The sequence below is a fragment of the Citrobacter sp. MGH106 genome (assembly GCF_001037495.1).
GTDB lineage: Bacteria > Pseudomonadota > Gammaproteobacteria > Enterobacterales > Enterobacteriaceae > Citrobacter > Citrobacter murliniae.
On record NZ_KQ089822.1, the window covers coordinates 119,815 to 139,020 of the forward strand.

Consider the following 19,206-nt stretch of genomic DNA (forward strand, 5'->3'; position numbering starts at 1 on the left):
TTAGTTAACCTTGCTGAGACAATTTTTGATTTGAGGCAGTTAAAGTCGTATTGGTGACACCAATAAAGAGGTAACAATTTCGCATCGAATTGTTGATTTATGCCGCTATGTCGTTTATTTGATATGGCAAAATAGCAGGACTATTGAAACAGGGAGTAAAGCTCGTGTTGGATAAACTGCGTTCACGCTTAGTACATTTTGGTCCTTCTCTGATGAGTGTACCGGTTAAACTGACGCCCTTTACGCTGAAGCGCCAGGTTCTGGAACAAGTCTTGAGCTGGCAATTTCGCCAGGCGCTGGCCGATGGAGAACTTGAGTTTCTCGACGGTCGCTGGTTGAGCATAAATGTTCGCGATATTGGCCTCAGATGGTATACCTCTGTTGAGAACGACAAACTTATCGTCAGTCAGGACGCAGACGCTGATGTGAGTTTTAGCGCAGATGCCAGCGATTTATTGATGATTGCAGCGCGCAAGCAGGACCCGGATACGCTTTTCTTCCAGCGTCGCCTGGTGATTGAAGGCGATACAGAATTAGGGCTACATGTGAAAAATCTGATGGACGCCATTGAACTGGAGCAGATGCCGAAACCGTTGCGTGTCATGCTGCTGCAACTGGCGGACTTTGTTGAGGCGGGTATGAAACATTCGCCAGAAACCAAACAGACCTCGGTAGGTGAACCATGCTGATTCGAGTTGAAATTCCCATTGATGCCCCTGGTATTGATGCGTTGCTGCGCCGCTCATTTGATAGCGATGCAGAAGCGAAGTTAGTACATGACCTGCGCGAAGATGGCTTTCTGACGCTGGGTCTGGTTGCGACCGATGACGAAGGCCAGGTTGTGGGCTATGTCGCGTTCAGTCCTGTTGATGTACAGGGTGAAGACCTGCAATGGGTCGGAATGGCTCCACTGGCGGTTGATGAAAACTACCGCGGACAGGGGCTGGCGCGTCAACTGGTTTATGAAGGGCTGGATTCGCTGAACGAGTTTGGTTACGCCGCGGTGGTCACACTGGGCGATCCAGCATTGTACAGTCGCTTAGGCTTTGAACTGGCCGCTCACCACGATCTTCATTGCCGCTGGCCTGGTACCGAAAGCGCATTTCAGGTGCATCGCCTGGCGGAAGATGCGCTGAATGGTGTGACGGGTTTGGTGGAATACCACGATCACTTCAATCGTTTTTAAGCGCCGGGGTTTGCAGGCTGCTCAGTAGCGCCTCAAACCCTTCGCCTTCTACAAGGCGTTCTTTCTGACGCTTTGTAAGCTGTTTAATTCGATATTCTATGCGCAGGGCCAGCGAACGGTCGCCGACTTGCGCCGCAAATGCCAGAGTTAATTCCCCCTTCCCGCGCAGTGCTTTTGCGCCTTTTCCACTCTGATGCTGCTTATAGCGGCGTTGCACATCGGTTGTTATTCCGGTGTACAGGGCGTTGTCTGCGGTACGGATCAGGTACAGATACCAGGGTGTCATTGTCACCATCGACGTGATAATTTTCAAACTTACAGTATAAAAGAGAACAGAAATGGAAACACTGACTGCGGTGACTCGTTGGCTGGCAAAACAGCACGTCGTGACCTGGTGTGTGCACCATGAGGGTGAATTGTGGTGTGCCAATGCATTTTATCTGTTTGATGCACAAAAGGTGGCGTTCTATGTGCTCACCGAAGAGAAGACGCGCCATGCACAGATGTCCGGCCCGCGCGCACCCGTTGCTGGAACGGTAAACGGCCAGCCCAAAACGGTGGCGCTGATCCGCGGTGTGCAGTTTAAAGGGGAAATCAGGCGTCTGGAGGGAGAAGAGAGTGACTTAGCGCGTAAAGCTTATAATCGCCGCTTCCCTGTCGCCAAAATGATGCCTGCGCCCGTCTGGGAGATTCGGCTGGATGAAATCAAATTCACTGACAACACATTGGGTTTTGGTAAAAAAATGCTTTGGCTACGTGATCTATAGTTAGATGAATGATAGTGGGCGCAAAGGAAGGAGAAGCGATGAGTCAGGTGTTAATTACAGGTGCAACGGGGCTGGTGGGGGGGCATTTATTGCGTATGCTGCTGAATGAACCGCAGATCCACGCCATTACTGCTCCAACACGCCGCCCACTGGCCGATACGGTTGGGGTCTATAACCCGCACGATCCGCAACTGACAGATGCGCTGGCACAGGTGAACGATCCGATAGATATCGTTTTTTGCTGCCTGGGAACCACCCGACGAGAAGCGGGCAGCAAAGAGGCATTTATTCACGCAGACTATACCCTAGTGGTGGATACCGCCCTGACGGGTCTTCGCCTGGGGGCCCAGCATATGCTGGTAGTCAGCGCTATGGGAGCCAATGCCAACTCCCCATTTTTTTATAACCGGGTTAAAGGAGAAATGGAACAGGCGCTGATTGCTCAGAACTGGCCACGGTTAACGATTGCACGGCCTTCAATGTTGTTGGGGGAACGGGATAAGCAGCGGGCAAATGAAATGTTCTTTGCACCGTTATTCCGGCTGTTGCCCGGAAACTGGAAATCGATTGAGGCGCGTGATGTTGCGCGGGCAATGCTGGTGGAAGCTATCTCACCTGCTCATGAAGGGGTGTCAGTTCTTACTTCATCCCAGCTTCGGGAAAGAGCGAAATAACCCGGCGAGTATGGCCTCACCGGGCTATTTACGCGTTATTTGATGAACGTAAAGGCTGTGGTGACGCGCTTCACGCCACTTACCCGGCTGGCGATATCTGCTGCAGCCTTCGCTTCACGCTCGGTGACCAGACCCAGCAGGAATACTTCTCCATTCTCGGTTGTCACTTTAACGTTAGAGGATTTCACCTGATCGCTGGTCAGCAACTGGGAACGAACTTTGGTGGTGATCCAGGTATCGTTGGACGCTTCGCCAAGACCGATTGGCTGGCCCTGACGGATCTCGTTAAATACTTCCGTCGTTCCTTCTACGCCCATAGCAATTTGTTTTGCTCGTGCAGAAAGCTCGCTATTAGGAGACTGACCGACCAGCAGCACCTTACCCTGATAGGCGCTGACGTTGATGCGCGCTTCTTTCTTAATTTGGGCATCTTTTGACAACGCCGTATTGACGCGTAATTCCAGGGTACCATCATCTACCTGGGTGCCGACACTGCGAGGGTCTGTTGCGGCTTTAGTCCCGACAGCTGCAGTTCCGACAACGGCGGCAGCTACACAGCCTTGCAACAGCAACGCAGAAATAACGACTGCGAGCGGCGAAAATGCCTTCATGTGTACTCCTTAATCATCCTGGTGAGGGAAAAGCGTGTTATCGATGAGATCGCAAAGGCAGTTTACCGTCAGCATATGCATTTCCTGAACGCGGGCGCTGTGGTGTGAGGGAATGCGGATTTCGACATCCTGTGGCCCCAATAATCCGGCCAGTTCACCCCCGTCATAACCGGTCAGCGCTACGATCGTCATGTCACGCGTGACGGCAGCTTCAACGGCTTTAACGATATCGCGGCTATTACCACGCGTAGAGATAGCCAACAGAACATCACCTGCATGTCCCAGCGCACGGACTTGTTTTGCATAAACTTCGTCGTGCAGGCGATCGTTGGCAATCGCAGTTAAGACCACATTATCAGTATTTAGTGCAATAGCAGGTAAACTGGGGCGTTCTGTTTCAAAACGGTTGATCATGCTGGCAGCAAAATGCTGTGCGTTGGCAGCGGACGTCCCATTACCACAACAGAGAATTTTGTTGCCATTGAGCAGGGATTGAACCAGCGTCATGGCTGCACGGGAAATCGCATCCGGAAGCGCTTCAGCCGCAGCAATCTGAGTTTGAATGCTTTCTGTAAAGCAGACTTTAATTCTATCTAACACGCTAATCCTTAAGAACCAGGCTCTGTATCTTCAATTATGAGTGGTCATTAAACGCATCCTTAAACCACTCAACATCATTTCCGGTGAAGGCTAACACATCGAACCGGCAATCCACAGTATCAAAACTCCCATTATGACGGGCGAGCCACAAACGGGCGGTCTGTAATAATTTGTGTTGTTTGCTATGGGTCACACTTGCTGCCGCGCCGCCAAAAAGGGCTGAACGGCGGAAACGGACTTCAACAAAGACGGTCGTTTTGCCTTCACGCATTATCAGGTCAATTTCGCCGCCACGTTCACGTACGTTGGCGGCAATAAAACGCAGTCCTTTGCGTTCCAGCCAGTCACGCGCGGTAGCTTCCCACGCGTCACCGGTCTCTTTACTCGTTAACTGGCGGGGACGACTTGCCCTTGCTGGTATTTGAGCCATGATAACTTCCTGTTAATCACGCAATCCTGAGTCGCGGTTAATGCACCGGTGTTGCCATTAATTTCGAAGCCCTGCACCTGACGCATTTGCGAAAAGTGGTTAGCCAGCGACCAGGCATCGACACCCATTGCGTACATGCGCGCAAGCGAGTAGTCGTTATGCACCGCGCTTAGCGCTTGTTGCATGAGAGGCTCGTTACCGCCGGCCAACATCGGGATTTCGCTGTACTGCAAGCCTTCCATTTCCAGTCGGAAGTCAGGGCCGGCTGTGCCTTGTGCGCTACGAGAGCTGGCGTAAAGGGTTGCACCGCTCTGGCTGCCGTTACGCATAGCAATCATCGGTTTAATAAACGCGATTTCTTCTGGCGTTGCCAGAATATACACGGCATCAACGCGACCACCGCCACCGGTGATTTGCGCATCGCTTGGTGGAGCTGGAATTGTCAGGCCACCAATCGTCACGCCAGGCTGCGAAGGTATAGAGGATACAATAGGGCTACCCGTCAGGGAGATCCCTGAACCGCCGTTGACGCCCATTTTCAGTTCCGCGGTGGAGCCGAATTTCTGCTGTAACACCACGCCGCCACCAAGCGCCTGCCACTCCTGAGCAAAGGCGTTGGACACGCGATCGCCAAGCGCGCTACGAGGGATAAGCAGCAGCGGGGCCTGCTTACCCTGCGAGTGAATATGGCGTGCGGCATCGCGAGCTTCGTCTTCTGGTGACAGAGCGAAATAGCAAATATTTGCCAGGTTCTGCACCGCCTCAGGTTGGTTAAGCGCCAGCACATTCAGCGGTGTGTTGCTTTTCATCAGTACTTCAACATTGTTTTTCAGCAGTGGGCCGACAACAATGCTGGCGCCATCCTGCTGAACCTGGGCCAGGATTTGATTTAGCGGTTGTGATGAGGTGTCGTAGATTTTCAGCTCAGCGGATGGATTCGCTGGCGCGCTTGCCGTCGTCGCCGGGGCTGGTGCAGTTTGCGGTGTGTTGACAGCAGCTTCTGGCTGTACTGGCGCATCCTGTGTCAGATCGCTCACCGAGGCCTGAGAAGGGCTGGCAACACCGTCGGCAGACTGCGGTTGAGTATTCGCTTCAGTGTTGCTCGTAGCCAATGCGGTGGGGGCTGCAACAGGAGTAGCTACGGGTTGCGTGCCCATATTTTTAGCCGCTTCAAAGCCCTGTTGAATAGTACGACCAAAAACAGCAGCCTGGCCATTCAGAGGTAGCAACAGCGCAATTTTACTGGTGGATGCTGGCTTAAAGCTCTGGACGTTTATCAACTGAGTGGGTAGTAATTTCGCACCAGGGTTTTGCGGATAACGTTTTTGCCAGTCGGCAATACCCGCTTTCATCATATCCGGGTCGCTACGGTTATCGAACCACACGCGTTGCAGATCCAGCCAGCCTTGCAGAACGTTTTCATCCGCATTGATGACCAGTGTCTGTGCCTGCTCTTTCGTCATTGACGAGAGAGCCTGCCAGGTGGCATCGATGTTTTTCTGCTTGTCCTGTGCTGACAGTAGCGGTTCCTGAGCAATCAGAGCGCGCAGCAGTGTTAACGATGGGCGCCCCTGGCTGGCATCGATCTGCGCTTGCCAGTAGCGAGCCTGCTGGTTGTGATCGAAATCGGCCGGAGTGAGTTTATCCAGCAGCGCCTGCGCGCCAGCAATGTCTTTTTGTGCCAGCTTGATTTCAACAGCCAATAAAGACTGTTCGCGACGTTGTGTATCGTTCAGACTCTGTGGGAGTTGCTTGAACAATTCGACAGCCTGCTGGGTCTTGCCTTCTTTCAGCAGCGCACGAATGGCGAGTAATTGCCAGTTGGTCTTGCTATCATCTGAGCTTTGCTGCATTTGCTGCAGATAAAAGCCGGAATCAGCCTGTGCGGTGCCCTGCATGTGGGCTGCACTTTGGTCTGGCGCCTGGGTGCCACAGCCGGCGAAGATCAATGCTGCCAGGATTACTGGCAGAGCGCGCGCGGCTTTCAAACGAGAAAATGTTGAGGGTACCATACTGTATCCAGTGATATTTTTTACGCAATGCTCAATATTAAATCGGCAATACGGACGACACAATGAAACAACACGAATCGGCGGATAATTCTCAAGGCCAACTCTTTATTGTACCTACTCCTATCGGAAATTTGGCTGATATTACCCAACGAGCGCTCGAAGTTTTACAAGCCGTTGATTTAATTGCCGCAGAAGATACCCGTCATACGGGATTATTGTTACAACACTTCGCGATCAGCGCGCGTTTGTTTGCACTGCATGACCACAATGAACAGCAAAAAGCTGAAACGCTGGTGGCGAAGCTTAAGGAAGGCCAGAACATCGCGCTGGTTTCCGATGCTGGAACACCGCTGATTAACGATCCGGGCTATCACCTGGTGCGTACCTGTCGTGAAGCCGGTATTCGTGTGGTTCCTCTGCCTGGCCCGTGTGCTGCCATTGCCGCGCTGAGCGCAGCCGGTTTGCCGTCGGATCGTTTTTGCTACGAAGGTTTCTTACCGGCGAAATCGAAAGGCCGTCGTGATGCGATGAAAGCCATCGAAGCTGAACCACGTACATTGATTTTCTATGAATCAACCCATCGCCTGCTGGATAGTCTGGAAGATATGGTGGCTGTGTGGGGGGAATCCCGCTACGTGGTCCTGGCGCGCGAGCTGACCAAAACCTGGGAAACCATTCACGGCGCACCAGTCGGCGAACTGCTGGCATGGGTAAAAGAAGATGAAAATCGCCGTAAGGGTGAAATGGTGCTGATTGTCGAAGGGCATAAAGCGCAGGAAGATGAACTACCTGCCGAAGCATTGCGCACGCTGGCATTGCTGCAAAAAGAGCTACCGCTGAAGAAAGCGGCAGCCCTGGCGGCAGAGATCCACGGCGTGAAGAAAAATGCGCTGTATAAATATGCGCTGGAGCAGCAGGGCGAGTAATATTTCATCGGGCGTCGCTGTGCTTGCCAAATACTACAATGATGTTAAATTTCAATAAATTGTACGTTTTTTTGTGGTTCTGGTCAGCGACGCGTCATCCGATTTTTTCATTCGTCATAGCGTTATCTGACAATAATCGTGATAGTGGCCGTGCCACTGAATTTTCCCGGAGCCAGCACGCCGCCGACCAGGTTGACGGGGTACGCGGACATATGGGCTGCGCCGGAACCTGACGAGTCGATAAAAACAATGCCGCCAGTAAACGGAATATTCGTTGCTCCACCGTCGGTATGCCGCATACGAATACCTACATCCGGAACGTTATCCCCGCTTCTGCGCCGAGCCACGAGAATGTACTGATTGATGATATCGTCAGCGTCAAATCTCATCTGTAAGGTATTTGCGATGGTCGAGGTATCGCCACAATCGTAGGTAATATCGAATGTTACCGGCGTATAGCCGTCAGGCATGGTGTCTTTGGTGGTAAAGCGGTTGCCGTTAATAAAACCAAGATTGACCTGAACCACGTCGCCCTGATTAATTTTGCAGTTCTGCGGTACGGTGATCCGCCCGCTGATGGAAAGTGTAACCAGGTTTTTATAGGCGCCAGGGCTTTGAGGAGAGGATACATTGTTGCTCCACGCGGCTTTAATCACCGCTACATCCGTCTGCGGGATAATCAACTCCCCTAAAAACGGTTTAGTAATGCGCAGTTCAAACTGAGTTTGTGCGCCGATCGATACGGCGGCGGCACGTTTGCTGGGGTCATCGTCGCGACACAAACCGTTGTCGGATCTCTCCTGATAAAGCACGCTCTCTTTCACGCTCGTCATGGGAACAACCTGCTCGCCTTTTCCGGGAATGTCTCTGAGCGTGGTGCGAATATCCAGGCTATCGTTCAGCTTGTAGTAACCCGTAGTTTGTCCCTGGGTCGGGAGCAGTGAGTCCGCCCTGTAATAGGGATTAACCCCGGTGTTTTTCGGGCAGTCGCAGGTGATTTGATAACTGTTTCCCGTGACCGGGGCAGTCGATGTCGAGTTATGCCCGACAACGTTGTCAGCTTCACTCCAGTCGGCAGAAAGATCGCTGGAATAGACCTCATTGGCTTCACAACTGCCGAAGGCAGCCTGCGCAGAATGGCTGCTACACAGTAAAATAGCCATGATAAACGCGCTTTTTTTCATTGTTTTTATCCTTAGAGACACTGGGCAGTGCCACGCAAAACTGAGGCCTTGCTGGCTTTGCCGGCAGGTAAGCTGAAGGTAAACTGGCACTGTTGATCGGCCTGATTCCCCCACTGCACAGTCCAGGGCTGTGGCTGCGTAGAGACCCCCGCCAGATAAAGAACGCCGCCTTCATCGACAATATTTTCCTGCCCGCTATCTGGATTGCTGGCCCGTGCGCCAAATGGCACAGGGTTGCCATTTTTGTTGCGCAGCGTGACCAACACGCGCAGGCCGATATCGGCAGTAAAACGGGCGGTGACCACTGCACCATTGTTTGGCACAACCACTTGTGTGGTTTGCTGCACGTCAACGTCATCAGGCAGTAGCGTGGTATCCAGTGAGATCCGGTTTTCCTGGTACGAAGTCAGATAAGGGATCACCGCGTAACCGAACGGATCGGTGGCGATACCGGGATAGTTCTGCACGCGTACGCCGGGTGCGCCGTTGAGGTCGATCAGCGCGAAACTGTTACCCAGCGGTTGCGACAGCGTGACGCCGTGCCGATGCATCACGATGCCGCCGGACGCGCCGTAGCTGTACTGGCGGCTGTCATTGCTGTAGTCGTAATTGGCGTTGAAAGTGCCATAGGCTGAGCGATAACTACTGCCAAGGCTGCTGCTGTGGTTGTTATCAGTATCCTGGGTTTGCTTGAGCGAGTAGCTCAGACGGTTGTCCTGCAACAATGAGCCATCGAGGCGGGCTTCATTCTGAGTGGCGCGGTCTTTCTTATTTGTCATGCGGTACGACGCCCGACTATGTGGTAGCCAGCGATCCAGTGGAATGCTGAGGCTAAGCGAAAGCGTGCGGTCGTTATCCTCTTCGTCATAGTCGGTGAACTGCCCGCTAAGGTTGTAGCCAATTCCGGCTATCTGGCCGTTAATCCCCAGCGATAAGTTGCGATCATGCCCACCGCTATTCCAGTAATCACGTTGCGAGCCAGAGGTGTAAAAACTCACGCTGCCAAACAGCGACTGGCTAAGGTTGAGCTGAATTTGGCTACGCTGGCGTTGGCTACTGTCCTGACCGTGTGCATTCGCATCTGAGAAGGTAAAGAAGCCGCTGCTGGTGTAGCGATAATAGCTCAGCGACAGGTTGGTTCCTGTTTCCGGGATCTCTTTGGTGTATTGGGTTCGCCACTGGTAGCCCGATGCAGACTGTTGATCGTCGAACTGACTGTCGGCACGAGTGATGTCCACCGCCAGTGCCCCAATCATCCCCAGTGTGCTGCCGACGCCTGCGCCCAGCGACTGATAGTTTTCTGCTCCGAGCAGGCCACCGTAGAGCGTGAGTGTGTTATTCAGGCCATATATCGCCGTCCCTTCGGCAAACTCGGGTTCGTCGCTATCGTTGCTGTTAGTGGCGCGAAATTTCCCGGCGGTGACGCTGTACTTCAAACGCCCTGGGCGCTGCATCAACGGTAGCGAGGAGTAAGGCTGGACAAAGTGGCGAAGGGAGCCGTCGCTCTCTTCAATGGTGATATCCAGGTCGCCGCTGGAGGCGCTAGGGTAAAGGTCGTTAATTTCAAATGCCCCGGCGGGTACATTACTTTGATAAATGATGTAGTCGTTTTGCCGTACCGTGATGATGGCGCTGGTATTGGCGATGCCGCGAATGGTCGGCGCAAAACCGCGCTGGCTGTTGGGCAGCATGTTGTCGTCAGAGGCGAGCTGCATCCCGGTGAACTGATAGCTGGAAAACAGGCTGCCAGTGGTGGCACTTTCACCTATCAATAGCTGAGATTTCAGCGTCTTAATATCGCGCTGGAGATAACTGTTAATGGTATTCCAACTGGACGACCGATCGTCGCGGTTCCAGGTGCTGTAGTTGCGCAGCCGCCATGGGCCGACGTTGGCACCATTTTGCAAATTAAGATACTGGCGCTCGCTCTGGTCGCCTCGCTGGTAGCGTGTATCAGAGCCGGAAAAGCTGTAATTGGTGAATAGGGCTGGGACGCCGCTATCCCAACGGGAGGGGGCAACGTAGCCTCGGGCATCACGATAGAGCGCAATCAGCGGAATACTCATATTCAGCCGGCTGTGGTTGAAGTCGAAGTCTATGGTCGTACTGGGGATAAGCGACGGCAATGCGCTGATTATCGCGTCGTCGCTTTTCTCGGCTAACGCCGGAATATCATCCACCTTTACCCCCAGTTCACGTAGCTGAGCGATGGTGAACTGCGGTTCCAGCTGCTGGCTGGCGTTGGCGGTAAACGTTAGCGTCTTCTGCCCGATTTTATTTTTATTGAGATAAATATCTACGCGGTAATCGCCCGGAAGCTGCGATTTTTCCTGTGAAAATAGCGACAGATCGGTAGGTTGCATGCCACTTTTTTGAGTTTCCAGCATGGACGAATCAAAATAATATTCTGCGGTATAGGCTGTGCTACAGACCAGCCCACTGGCGGAAAAGACCAGCGGTAAACTGTGTTTGACGAAAACCGTCAAATGGTTAAAAATCAGCCTGCTCTTGGGCGCTATGATTATTTTCATTACTGGAATCCGTAATTTTGTTTGCTGTTATGTTCTTATTGCAATTGACGGGTTTCCGGTTCAGTGCTGCCACCGTAATCATTTATTGCCGCCCATTTCACGGTATTTCCAGTGTTCGCAGGCAGCGGCAATGTTTTATTTTCGCCGGGAGCCAGATAATCAATACTCTGCGTTAATTCGGTTTTTCCAACATTCATTCCGGCGAAAACAACATAATATTCAGACGGGTTATAAATATTGAGTGAATTACCGCTACGTTTAAATACCACCGTTTTCCAGGCATCGACAGCCCGTCCTTTAAGCTGCGCAGGACGGTAAAAAAGCTTGATACGGGTCTTAAAAACCAGCGTCAGCATGTTCTTGTCGGCGGTAGATTTATTTTGCGCAGGAATGGCTCGCACATTGATATAAAACATTGATTCTTTATCGTCAGGTAATGAAGCATCCGTTTTTATAATACGCAATGACGAACTATCACCGGCATCAAGACGAAATAGCGGTGGCGTAATAATAAATGGGCCGCGCTCGCCGTCCTGGAGATTATCAACCCAGGATTGCAGCAGATAAGGCATTTTATCGCTGTGGTTGAGCAGCGGTAGCGCCGCCTCTTTACGATCGGCGTTATAGATAACCCGCGTTCTTTGTAATACTACGCCTCCGGCCTGCACCTGGCTGACAAGGGTGTTACACAACAAGGTTATTACTACCGTGATGATCCGTATCAAGATGGTCATTTTTCTACCTGATGCTGCAAAAACAGGGGGGAATGGGTACAGCCCGTGTAAATGCGCAGGCTGCACCGCAGTGACGATTAACGGTAATCGAGTGTGACATCAACGGCAGCGTCGGCTTCACCGGCGGTAATGTCAGCGGGAGCTTCTGTTGAAACGTAGTAGGCGAACAGGTCGACGTTCATCGTGGCCCCCGTAATCTTGTAGGATATTTTCGGCGTGGCCAGCCTGTTCAACGGTATGATCGTTTGGGTTTTTGCATCCTCAATCTGGATACCGACCCCGTCAGCGGCGGTGGTCATACTGCTGACTTTCGCCAGGTCTGGGTGGTTAACGACCGTGCCGCCTGAGCGTGTTTCCAGCCATAACTGGAATGACGCATCCTTGGTTCCATCAATGTGCTCCCATGCGGTCATTGGGCAGTTGATTAATGGAAGAGTGAACGGAATTTTTGGGCTGCGGTCGCCAGCGGCCCTGAACTGGTACCTATTGTAGCTTCCCAGTTCGACATTAACTTCACGGTTAGGAGTGTTGATTTCGCAGGTAGATTCGATGATCTCGCCATTAAAGATTATTTGCCCATCGGTTGCGGCAGCATTGCCTGCGGCTAAAGCTAGCGCGCCCACAATCAGCATTTTGTTTATTAACGTCATAATAACCTAATCCTTGTGATATTTATTTCATGAATGAATATTATTTTAGCGATAAGTTTGTAAGCTTTTTATTGTATGATTTATGTTTGTAAATTAGAACGAAGGCATGTATTTTTGGGAATAAATTTATATTCATTTTATGTTTTTTATTACGTTGATAACGATTTTGGAATCATTATTTAGCGCATGATTTACTGACGTTTATAGGTGATGTTGATTTTTTTAATGGTAACGTTGTGCGTATAATTATACTAGCTCGTCATGACATTATCGAAGGTTGTATTTTTTTGAAGATTGTATGTTTGAGGGTATATTATATAATATATGAAGGAATATTTGTCGTATTAAGTAAGTGTGATACTTCAATATGTAATTTATTGTAGGCATCAACCAGAAAGCGTTGCAGCAAAAAGATAGGCTGCAACGCTCTGGGGGGAAACGGGAAACCTGGCACCTCTAAACGACCAGCAATTCAACGCCTGTTTTTGTCAGTGCTGATTTATCCTGTTTGCTAATGCCGTCATCGGTAATCACGCAGTCAATCTTCTCCATCGGTAATACCTGATTAAAACCACGTCGATTGAACTTAGTCGCATCCAGTACGGCAATGACCTTATGCGCCGCCGCTGCCATTACGCTGCTAATGGAATAACCTTCATTGAATGTGGTAATACCATTCGTGGCATCAATCCCATCGGCGCCAACAAACATCAGGTCAGCGCTTATCCCTTGTAATGAACGTTCCGCGATGGTGCCATGCATTGAATGGGTTTTGTGGCGTACCGTTCCCCCACAGACAACCAACGTAATGTCTTTGTTTTCTGACAGCGTAAATGCGGCAGGCAGGCTATTGGTAATCACGGTAATATTGCTTTTCCGGTTTAACGCCTCCGCGATCAGTAAGGTAGTGCTTCCGCTATCCAGAATCACGGTCATCCCTTCTTCAACCATCGCAGTAGCGGCCTGGGCAATCCTTTTTTTGGGATCACTGGCGAGCTGATACCGTTCTTCTAATATCACTTCCTGATTGTCACCTTCGGCCAGATGGCTTCCAGGTTTTGCCGCACCACCGTGAAAACGGGTGACAAGCCCCTTCTCTTCTAATAATCGCAGGTCGGCGCGAATGGTTACTTCAGAAATACCAAAGGTATTCGAAAGATCCATTACCAGTACGCTACCTTGCGTATTAATCAGGTCGACAATTTTGTTCCTTCTCTCAAATGAGTTCATATTGATTTGCCTGACAATTTAATTGTCACTAGTTTAATCGAAGGATTGCGAAAGGTGAACGCCAAATTTCGAAAGTAAATGTGAGCCAGCGCAGGTTGCTGGCTCGTGAGATCAGGATAGTTTAAGCAGGATTTTTCCCTGCATCGGCGCGCCATTAAGTGACTTAACGGCACTGGCGAAGCTCTCGGCATTACCGCTGTGGGCGATTAAAGGTTCCAGTTGCAAGCGTTTTTCAGTCAGTAAACGTGCTGCGGTTTCCCATTCTTCTCCAGGCCATGGACTGGAATAGTTCATCCAGCTACCGAGAATGGTTAACTCTTTACGCAATATTTGACCAAATACTCCTGAAGCCAGCGTCAGATCGTGATGCAGTGTTCCGACCAACGCCACCTGCGCGCGAGGGCCTGCAATTTCGACAGACAAGGTTACAGTTTGTGGGGTTCCTGCGGTTTCCAGTATGAGCTGTTCAAACTGAATATCGGTAAGGCTCGAGTGAATCTCCGTAGCACTCATTTCCCGGCTGTTAAAAACATGAGTTGCTCCCAGCTCTTTTGCTAATTCCAGCTTCTGTGGGTTGATATCAATCGCTGTGATGCTTTTCGCGCCGAGTTCGCGGGCGCATTGCATTGCCAGCAAACCGATAGTACCGGCACCCACAATAATCACATTTTTACCTTCGCAACCCTGAGCCAGGTGAAACGCATGTAGTCCGACGGTAATAGGTTCGATGAACGCCCCATCATCGATCGGCATATCTGAAGGCAGGCGGAACAGATTGGCGCGTTTTACGACTACATATTCCGCGTTACCGCCTTCGCTGCGTGAACCGACAAACTGATATTGCTTGCACAGCGAGAAGTATCCTCGCTCGCACTGTGGACAGTGAAAACAGGGGAGTAGCGGTACGCAGGCGACGGCATCGCCGAGCTGCATGTCAGTAACACTTGCACCGTACGATTCAACATAGCCGCTGAATTCATGGCCTAGCGTTATCGGGTAATAGTGTGCACCATGATTAAAAATGCGGGGAATATCTGAACCGCAAAGTCCTGAACTAACAACCCTGACCAATACATCGTCTTCAGTTTGCAACTGTGGTACGGGACGTTCTTCAACGCGCACGTCTCCCTCAGCGTGAATAACCACTGATTTCATAAAAGTCTCCAGAAATGTGAAGGGGAGCAAATGCCCCCCAGAAATTAAGATGCGGGCTGGCTTTCTGAGATAGAGGCGGCTTTTTCCGCAGCGGTGAAGTTACGCGCCCGACGCCAGGTCAGCAGAACACCAGTCAGATAAATGACGGCAATAACAATGAAGCCCACAACGTTTTGCCAGGTAAAGAGCTGAATCAGCAGCCAGGTTATTGGGGACCCCCCCTGGTCCATTGATGCCACCATTCCACCAGCTTTCAGCGCGCCTGCATTGGCGGCGAGCTGGGTATGTAAGCCAATGGTTTGTGTGGCAATCCAAAGGGTGATGCCCATGATGATGACGCCGGAGATCAGCGTGCGGAACAGATTACCCTGATGCACCGCAACGGCCATTGCCACAAAGAAACCGATGGTTGCGAGGTCGCCGAATGGCAGTACCTGGTTACCAGGTACCAGGACGGCAATCAGAATGGTCAGCGGAATAAAGATTAGACTGGCGGAAACCACCGATGTATGGCCGAGCAGCAACGCAGGATCCAGACCGATTAAGAATTCCTGACCGCCAAATTTGGCCTGCAGGCGTTTACGTGCATGCTTCGCAATCGGCGTTAAGCCATCCATGATTGGTTTGATCACGCGTGGCATCAGCAGCATCACCGCCGCTGTTTTGACGGCCAGTTGCAGAACCCCTTTCGCGTCGTAACCAGCCAGCATACCGATGACCAGACCCATAACAAAGCCAACGGTAACCGGCTCGCCAAAAGGACCGAAGCGTTTTTGTACATCGTCTGCGCTAAAATGGATGCGATTCAGACCGGGTATTTTTTCAATGATGGTATCAACCAATACCGCTATTGGCCCCAGATAGGCTGACGATCCGTGCGGTATAGCTATCCCTTCAAGACCGAAAAAGTCTCGCGTATCTTTCGCGAACCAGTCGCCAAGTTTGTAGACGAAGGCGGCATGAACGATCACACCCAGAATACCTAGCCAGTAAGACCCCGTCGCCAGATGTAACATTGCGCCGGTAAATGTCATATGCCAGATATTCCAGATATCGACGTTCACCACGCGGGTCATTCGCGTGACCAGCATCAGGATATTGACTCCGATGGCGACAGGGATTGCAATCAGCGCGATCTGTGATGCCCACGTCATCGGAGATGACCCCGGCCAGCCCACATCAATCACATGCAGGTTGATTTGAAACTGTTCCGCCATGGCTTTTGCTGCAGGGCCAATAGAGTCGAGCATTAGGCCGATAACCAGTCCGATACCGACGAAACCAATCCCAATATGCAGACCGGATTTAAAACAATCCCCGAGTTTCATCCCCAACAGTTTTGAGAAGATGATGATCACTAACGGCAGCATGACCGTTGGACCTAAATCAAGGATATAACGCATAATTTCGCTAAACATGGCGTTACCCCACGAGAATGGTCAGGATTTTTTGCTGTAATGCTTCGATACCCACGCCGGACACAAAAGGCATGCCGTGAACCACAGGAATATCACCAAAAGTGCGGTCAACGCGGGCGGTAGTGCAGATGAGGTCTGCGCCATCCATATAGGTCTCGATTTCAGTTACCCGGCACTGCACCAGGTCGAGTTGGATATTGTTGGCTTCGCACAGTTCTTTAATTTCTTCCGCAGCCATTGTTGAAGTTGCTACCGCACCGCCACAGGCCACAATTACTTTACGCTTCATAGGGTATTCCTTTTATTATCAGTTTTTTATCAGGCCTGCGCACATGGCTCAGACTCAAGGATTGATTCCCGAAAGAGCATTTCCAGTTCAGCTTCTGGAGCATTCAATAATGCTTCAATGGTGTTCGGGTTTTGTAGCTCACTAAACAGACGGCGCAGGAGTTTCAGCTGTGCCGCAGGGTTCTCAACGATTAAGGCGATAATTAAAGAGACAGCTATCTCTTCGTCATCATCTGCTTGTTGAAAATTGACAGGTGTATCCGGGCGAATCAGATAGATAGCTGGAGATTTTGCATGGATAGCTTCACAGTGCGGAATAGCGACTGCATGACGCTCCAGCGCTATCCCTGTCGGGAATGTTGCTTCACGCTCAATCAAGGCTTGTGGGTAGCTTTTATGCACGACCCCTTTGGCCAGCATCTCCTCCCCAATGTGTGTCAGCGCATGCTGACACGAGCTAAAATTAATACCGGTTCGGACAAAGAGTTGGCTCATATATTCTCCAGATTTCAGGCTATAGCTGGCGCGCAACCAAAGCGATAGGCGCGCAGGACGTCCTGGATTTTGTCGATAATCAGATTATGGGGTGAGGCAGTAATCGTACCTTCGGTCAGGCGTTCAAACTGCACGGGCAAAAATTGGCTTATTAACCCTAACGGTAATTCGACGTCATTCAGGTTGCTGATTAACTTTTCCACGCCTTGACGAATACGTTGATGAGGCCAGTAATAACGAATGCGGTCGGAAAGGCTAAAATGAATATCGACCATTGCCTGACTCCAGGTAGGGCGATAGTACTTTTTCCAGTAATCCGGCTCATTCAACATGACTTCATCAATCACCTCCAGCACCTGACTCCGTTGTTCCGGAGCGATGAGTTCATTTTCCATTTGTGCCAGTGCAAAAATGGCTTCACGGAGGGCGAAGGTCAGCGCCGGACCGACTTTCAGAATCGCATAGTGATCGCGTACGAGGGCACGATAGGCCTGACGGGTCTGATAGTCAGTAGAGTGTGCCTCGTAGACCATTGGTGTCTCTTTGATCCAGGCGGAAAGCGCTTTGGCAGCCTGAGGCTGGTAATGAATGATTTGAGTGTGATCGAACTCTACGCCGGGTTGGACCACAATCGCGATCACGCGGGTTAATGCGTCTTCGAGCCCTAATGCGCGAAAGGCGACCTGATGTGTTTCCAGTGTACGGGCGGCATCTTCTTCACGCGTGACGTGAACGGTACCAATGGTACTGGCTTCTCCGCCCGGCACAGGAACTTCCGTACCAATAACATAAGTCAGTTGGTGTTTCTGTTCTTCGGTGGCTGTCTCTTCTGCAGCCTGACAAAGCACGGCTGCACGCTGGGCGACGGTCACCGGGTCCAGCGGCATGGGGTCGCCAGCACAGGACATTGAGGCATCAAGATGAATTTTGCTGAAACCTGCAGAGACATAGGCCTTAATGAGAGCCACGGATTTTTCCATAGCTTCTGCTGCTGGTTCATTTTGCCAGCAGTTAGGGCCTAAATGATCGCCCCCCTAAAATCAGTCTTTCGCGTGGGAAACCAATGTTTTGCGCGATGTTATAGACAAAATCACGAAAATCGGCGGGTTTCATTCCGGTGTAACCGCCAAACTGGTTGACCTGATTGGACGTTGCTTCAATCAGGACTTTACTGTCCGTATTGAGATCAAAACGTAATGCGGATTCAATGACCAGCGGATGTGCTGAACAAACAGAGCAAATTCCTAAATGTTCACCTGCTTTATGACGAGAGATTATTTCTTTCACTTCTATCTCCGATATCTTTTGTTTATCTTCATAATATTTTTGGATTGAAGGCAAAGGTCAAAAGCCTCTTTCGTGATCCAGCTTTAAAAACAAACCTTCGTCAGAACCCGTGCTATTCAAATGAATTAATGGATTACAGCTTTCCCTCGCAGCCGCAGTCAGCTATGACTTTGCTTACTACTTCCTTCATGGCCGCCTTGGCGGGAACCATGTAGTGCCGTGGGTCACTTGCATCGGCGTGCGTGCTCAAATAGTTTTTTAGCGCATTAGAAAAGGCGATTTTGAGTTCAGTAGCGACATTGACTTTGCAGACTCCCAGCGAGATAGCTCGCTTAATATCCTGAGGGGGCAGGCCGGATGCGCCATGTAGAACCAAAGGGATATCAACGCGTTGACGAATTTCTTCCAGCCGTTCAAAATCCAGTTTTGGCTCTGCGGTATACAGGCCGTGTGCTGTGCCGATAGCTACCGCCAGGGAATCAATACCGGTTTTTGTAACGAACTCGTGAGCCTGCTCTGGGTGGGTATACAGAGCATCCTTTCCGTCGACGATCAGATCATCTTCCTGTCCACCCAAACGTCCCAGTTCAGCCTCTACGCTGACGTCGTAGCGGTGGCAGTAGTCAGTCACGTTTCTGACCAGGGCGATGTTGTCGGCAAACGGTAAATGCGAACCATCGATCATGACCGAGCGGACACCTGCAGCGACCTTCTCTTGAATGTCGATAATTTTTTCATGGTGATCGAGATGAATAGCGAGGGGATGGTTCCAGCTTCTCGCCAGTTCGCTGGCGATAGCAACGATATTGCCAACTCCTGCGTAGCTAAAGGTGCCAGGTGTTCCGGCGACAATTAATGGCGAACGTAACTCTGCAGCAGTTTCTACTACCACTTGTAAGGTTTCGAGATTGTGGATGTTAAAGGCAGGCACCGCATAGCCTTCTTGCTGGGCCTTCCTGAGCATCGTTTTGCTTGAAATAATGAACATCCTTCCTCCGATTTCTTTCGATTTCTTTTGTCGAAACAAA

The 19,206-nt window shown here is 50.9% G+C and carries 20 protein-coding genes and 1 pseudogene; 5 read left to right on the forward strand and 16 right to left on the reverse strand.

Translation table 11 applies throughout. The features are described 5' to 3' along the window. Positions 1-164: 164 nt before the first annotated feature. Both ubiT and SK36_RS00570 read left to right on the forward strand, forming a co-directional pair. Positions 165-689, forward strand: coding sequence for a ubiquinone anaerobic biosynthesis accessory factor UbiT (gene ubiT / locus SK36_RS00565; protein WP_045447996.1), 525 nt, complete (start codon positions 165-167; stop codon positions 687-689). Then, the gene (locus SK36_RS00570; RefSeq protein ID WP_045447993.1) at positions 683-1,186 is read left to right on the forward strand and encodes a GNAT family N-acetyltransferase; all 504 of its coding nucleotides are present in this window, start codon (positions 683-685) and stop codon (positions 1,184-1,186) included. Before ubiT ends, SK36_RS00570 begins: the two co-directional genes overlap by 7 nt. Here SK36_RS00570 and SK36_RS00575 read toward each other — a convergent pair. After that, positions 1,173-1,472, reverse strand: coding sequence for a GIY-YIG nuclease family protein (locus SK36_RS00575; RefSeq protein ID WP_045447990.1), 300 nt, complete (start codon positions 1,470-1,472; stop codon positions 1,173-1,175). The genes SK36_RS00570 and SK36_RS00575 overlap by 14 nt on opposite strands. 52 nt (positions 1,473-1,524) lie before the next feature. Between SK36_RS00575 and SK36_RS00580 the strand changes: the two genes are divergently transcribed. Together SK36_RS00580 and SK36_RS00585 are read left to right on the forward strand one after the other, a co-directional pair. Then, a complete protein-coding gene (locus tag SK36_RS00580; RefSeq protein ID WP_045447987.1) occupies positions 1,525-1,953 on the forward strand; it encodes a YhbP family protein in 429 nt (142 codons plus the stop codon). Positions 1,954-1,991: 38 nt separating this feature from the next. Then, the gene (locus SK36_RS00585; protein ID WP_048220493.1) at positions 1,992-2,627 is read left to right on the forward strand and encodes an NAD(P)H-binding protein; all 636 of its coding nucleotides are present in this window, start codon (positions 1,992-1,994) and stop codon (positions 2,625-2,627) included. A 35-nt stretch (positions 2,628-2,662) separates the two neighbouring features. On the opposite strand, the gene dolP is transcribed toward SK36_RS00585, so the two are convergent. Genes dolP through SK36_RS00605 form a run of 4 tightly spaced genes read right to left on the reverse strand, consistent with a single transcriptional unit; the run spans position 2,663 to position 6,280 of the window. Next, positions 2,663-3,238: a division/outer membrane stress-associated lipid-binding lipoprotein gene (gene dolP, locus SK36_RS00590; protein ID WP_045447981.1), complete on the reverse strand. Its 576-nt coding sequence runs from the start codon at positions 3,236-3,238 to the stop codon at positions 2,663-2,665. A gap of 9 nt (positions 3,239-3,247) precedes the next feature. Next, positions 3,248-3,838, reverse strand: coding sequence for a DnaA initiator-associating protein DiaA (gene diaA, locus SK36_RS00595; protein ID WP_003024948.1), 591 nt, complete (start codon positions 3,836-3,838; stop codon positions 3,248-3,250). Positions 3,839-3,872: 34 nt separating this feature from the next. Further along, positions 3,873-4,268, reverse strand: a complete 396-nt coding sequence (locus tag SK36_RS00600; RefSeq protein WP_048220494.1) for a YraN family protein — start codon at positions 4,266-4,268, stop codon at positions 3,873-3,875. Further along, on the reverse strand, positions 4,226-6,280 hold the full coding sequence (locus SK36_RS00605) for a penicillin-binding protein activator (protein WP_048220495.1): 2,055 nt from the start codon (positions 6,278-6,280) through the stop codon (positions 4,226-4,228). The genes SK36_RS00600 and SK36_RS00605 overlap by 43 nt, the downstream gene beginning before the upstream one ends. 62 nt (positions 6,281-6,342) lie before the next feature. Here SK36_RS00605 and rsmI point away from each other — a divergent pair, with 62 nt between their 5' ends. Continuing rightward, the gene (gene rsmI, locus SK36_RS00610) at positions 6,343-7,206 is read left to right on the forward strand and encodes a 16S rRNA (cytidine(1402)-2'-O)-methyltransferase (RefSeq protein ID WP_048220496.1); all 864 of its coding nucleotides are present in this window, start codon (positions 6,343-6,345) and stop codon (positions 7,204-7,206) included. Positions 7,207-7,328: 122 nt separating this feature from the next. On the opposite strand, the gene SK36_RS00615 is transcribed toward rsmI, so the two are convergent. From SK36_RS00615 to SK36_RS00665, 11 genes and pseudogenes are all read right to left on the reverse strand, one after another. Then, a complete protein-coding gene (locus tag SK36_RS00615; protein ID WP_045447968.1) occupies positions 7,329-8,390 on the reverse strand; it encodes a fimbrial protein in 1,062 nt (353 codons plus the stop codon). 11 nt (positions 8,391-8,401) lie between these two features. Continuing rightward, positions 8,402-10,921 carry a fimbria/pilus outer membrane usher protein gene (locus SK36_RS00620; RefSeq protein ID WP_048220497.1) on the reverse strand — a complete coding sequence of 840 codons (2,520 nt, stop codon included), beginning with the start codon at positions 10,919-10,921 and terminating at the stop codon, positions 8,402-8,404. Between the two features lie 35 nt (positions 10,922-10,956). After that, a complete protein-coding gene (locus SK36_RS00625) occupies positions 10,957-11,655 on the reverse strand; it encodes a fimbrial biogenesis chaperone (protein ID WP_048220498.1) in 699 nt (232 codons plus the stop codon). A 77-nt stretch (positions 11,656-11,732) separates the two neighbouring features. Next, a complete protein-coding gene (locus tag SK36_RS00630) occupies positions 11,733-12,305 on the reverse strand; it encodes a fimbrial protein (protein ID WP_045447960.1) in 573 nt (190 codons plus the stop codon). A 456-nt stretch (positions 12,306-12,761) separates the two neighbouring features. Next, positions 12,762-13,535 (reverse strand): DeoR/GlpR family DNA-binding transcription regulator, encoded by a 774-nt coding sequence (locus SK36_RS00635; protein WP_045447957.1) that lies wholly within the window; start codon positions 13,533-13,535, stop codon positions 12,762-12,764. Between the two features lie 111 nt (positions 13,536-13,646). Further along, positions 13,647-14,690 (reverse strand): galactitol-1-phosphate 5-dehydrogenase, encoded by a 1,044-nt coding sequence (gene gatD / locus SK36_RS00640; protein WP_048220500.1) that lies wholly within the window; start codon positions 14,688-14,690, stop codon positions 13,647-13,649. A gap of 44 nt (positions 14,691-14,734) precedes the next feature. Next, the gene (locus SK36_RS00645) at positions 14,735-16,108 is read right to left on the reverse strand and encodes a galactitol-specific PTS transporter subunit IIC (RefSeq protein WP_045447951.1); all 1,374 of its coding nucleotides are present in this window, start codon (positions 16,106-16,108) and stop codon (positions 14,735-14,737) included. A gap of 4 nt (positions 16,109-16,112) precedes the next feature. Continuing rightward, positions 16,113-16,397 (reverse strand): PTS galactitol transporter subunit IIB, encoded by a 285-nt coding sequence (gatB, locus tag SK36_RS00650; RefSeq protein ID WP_003828616.1) that lies wholly within the window; start codon positions 16,395-16,397, stop codon positions 16,113-16,115. Between the two features lie 29 nt (positions 16,398-16,426). Further along, the gene (gene gatA, locus SK36_RS00655; protein WP_045447947.1) at positions 16,427-16,891 is read right to left on the reverse strand and encodes a PTS galactitol transporter subunit IIA; all 465 of its coding nucleotides are present in this window, start codon (positions 16,889-16,891) and stop codon (positions 16,427-16,429) included. A 14-nt stretch (positions 16,892-16,905) separates the two neighbouring features. Then, positions 16,906-18,178 (reverse strand): annotated as a pseudogene (gatZ, locus tag SK36_RS00660) (tagatose-bisphosphate aldolase subunit GatZ). Between the two features lie 133 nt (positions 18,179-18,311). Further along, positions 18,312-19,166, reverse strand: coding sequence for a tagatose bisphosphate family class II aldolase (locus SK36_RS00665; protein WP_045447941.1), 855 nt, complete (start codon positions 19,164-19,166; stop codon positions 18,312-18,314). Positions 19,167-19,206: the final 40 nt, after the last annotated feature.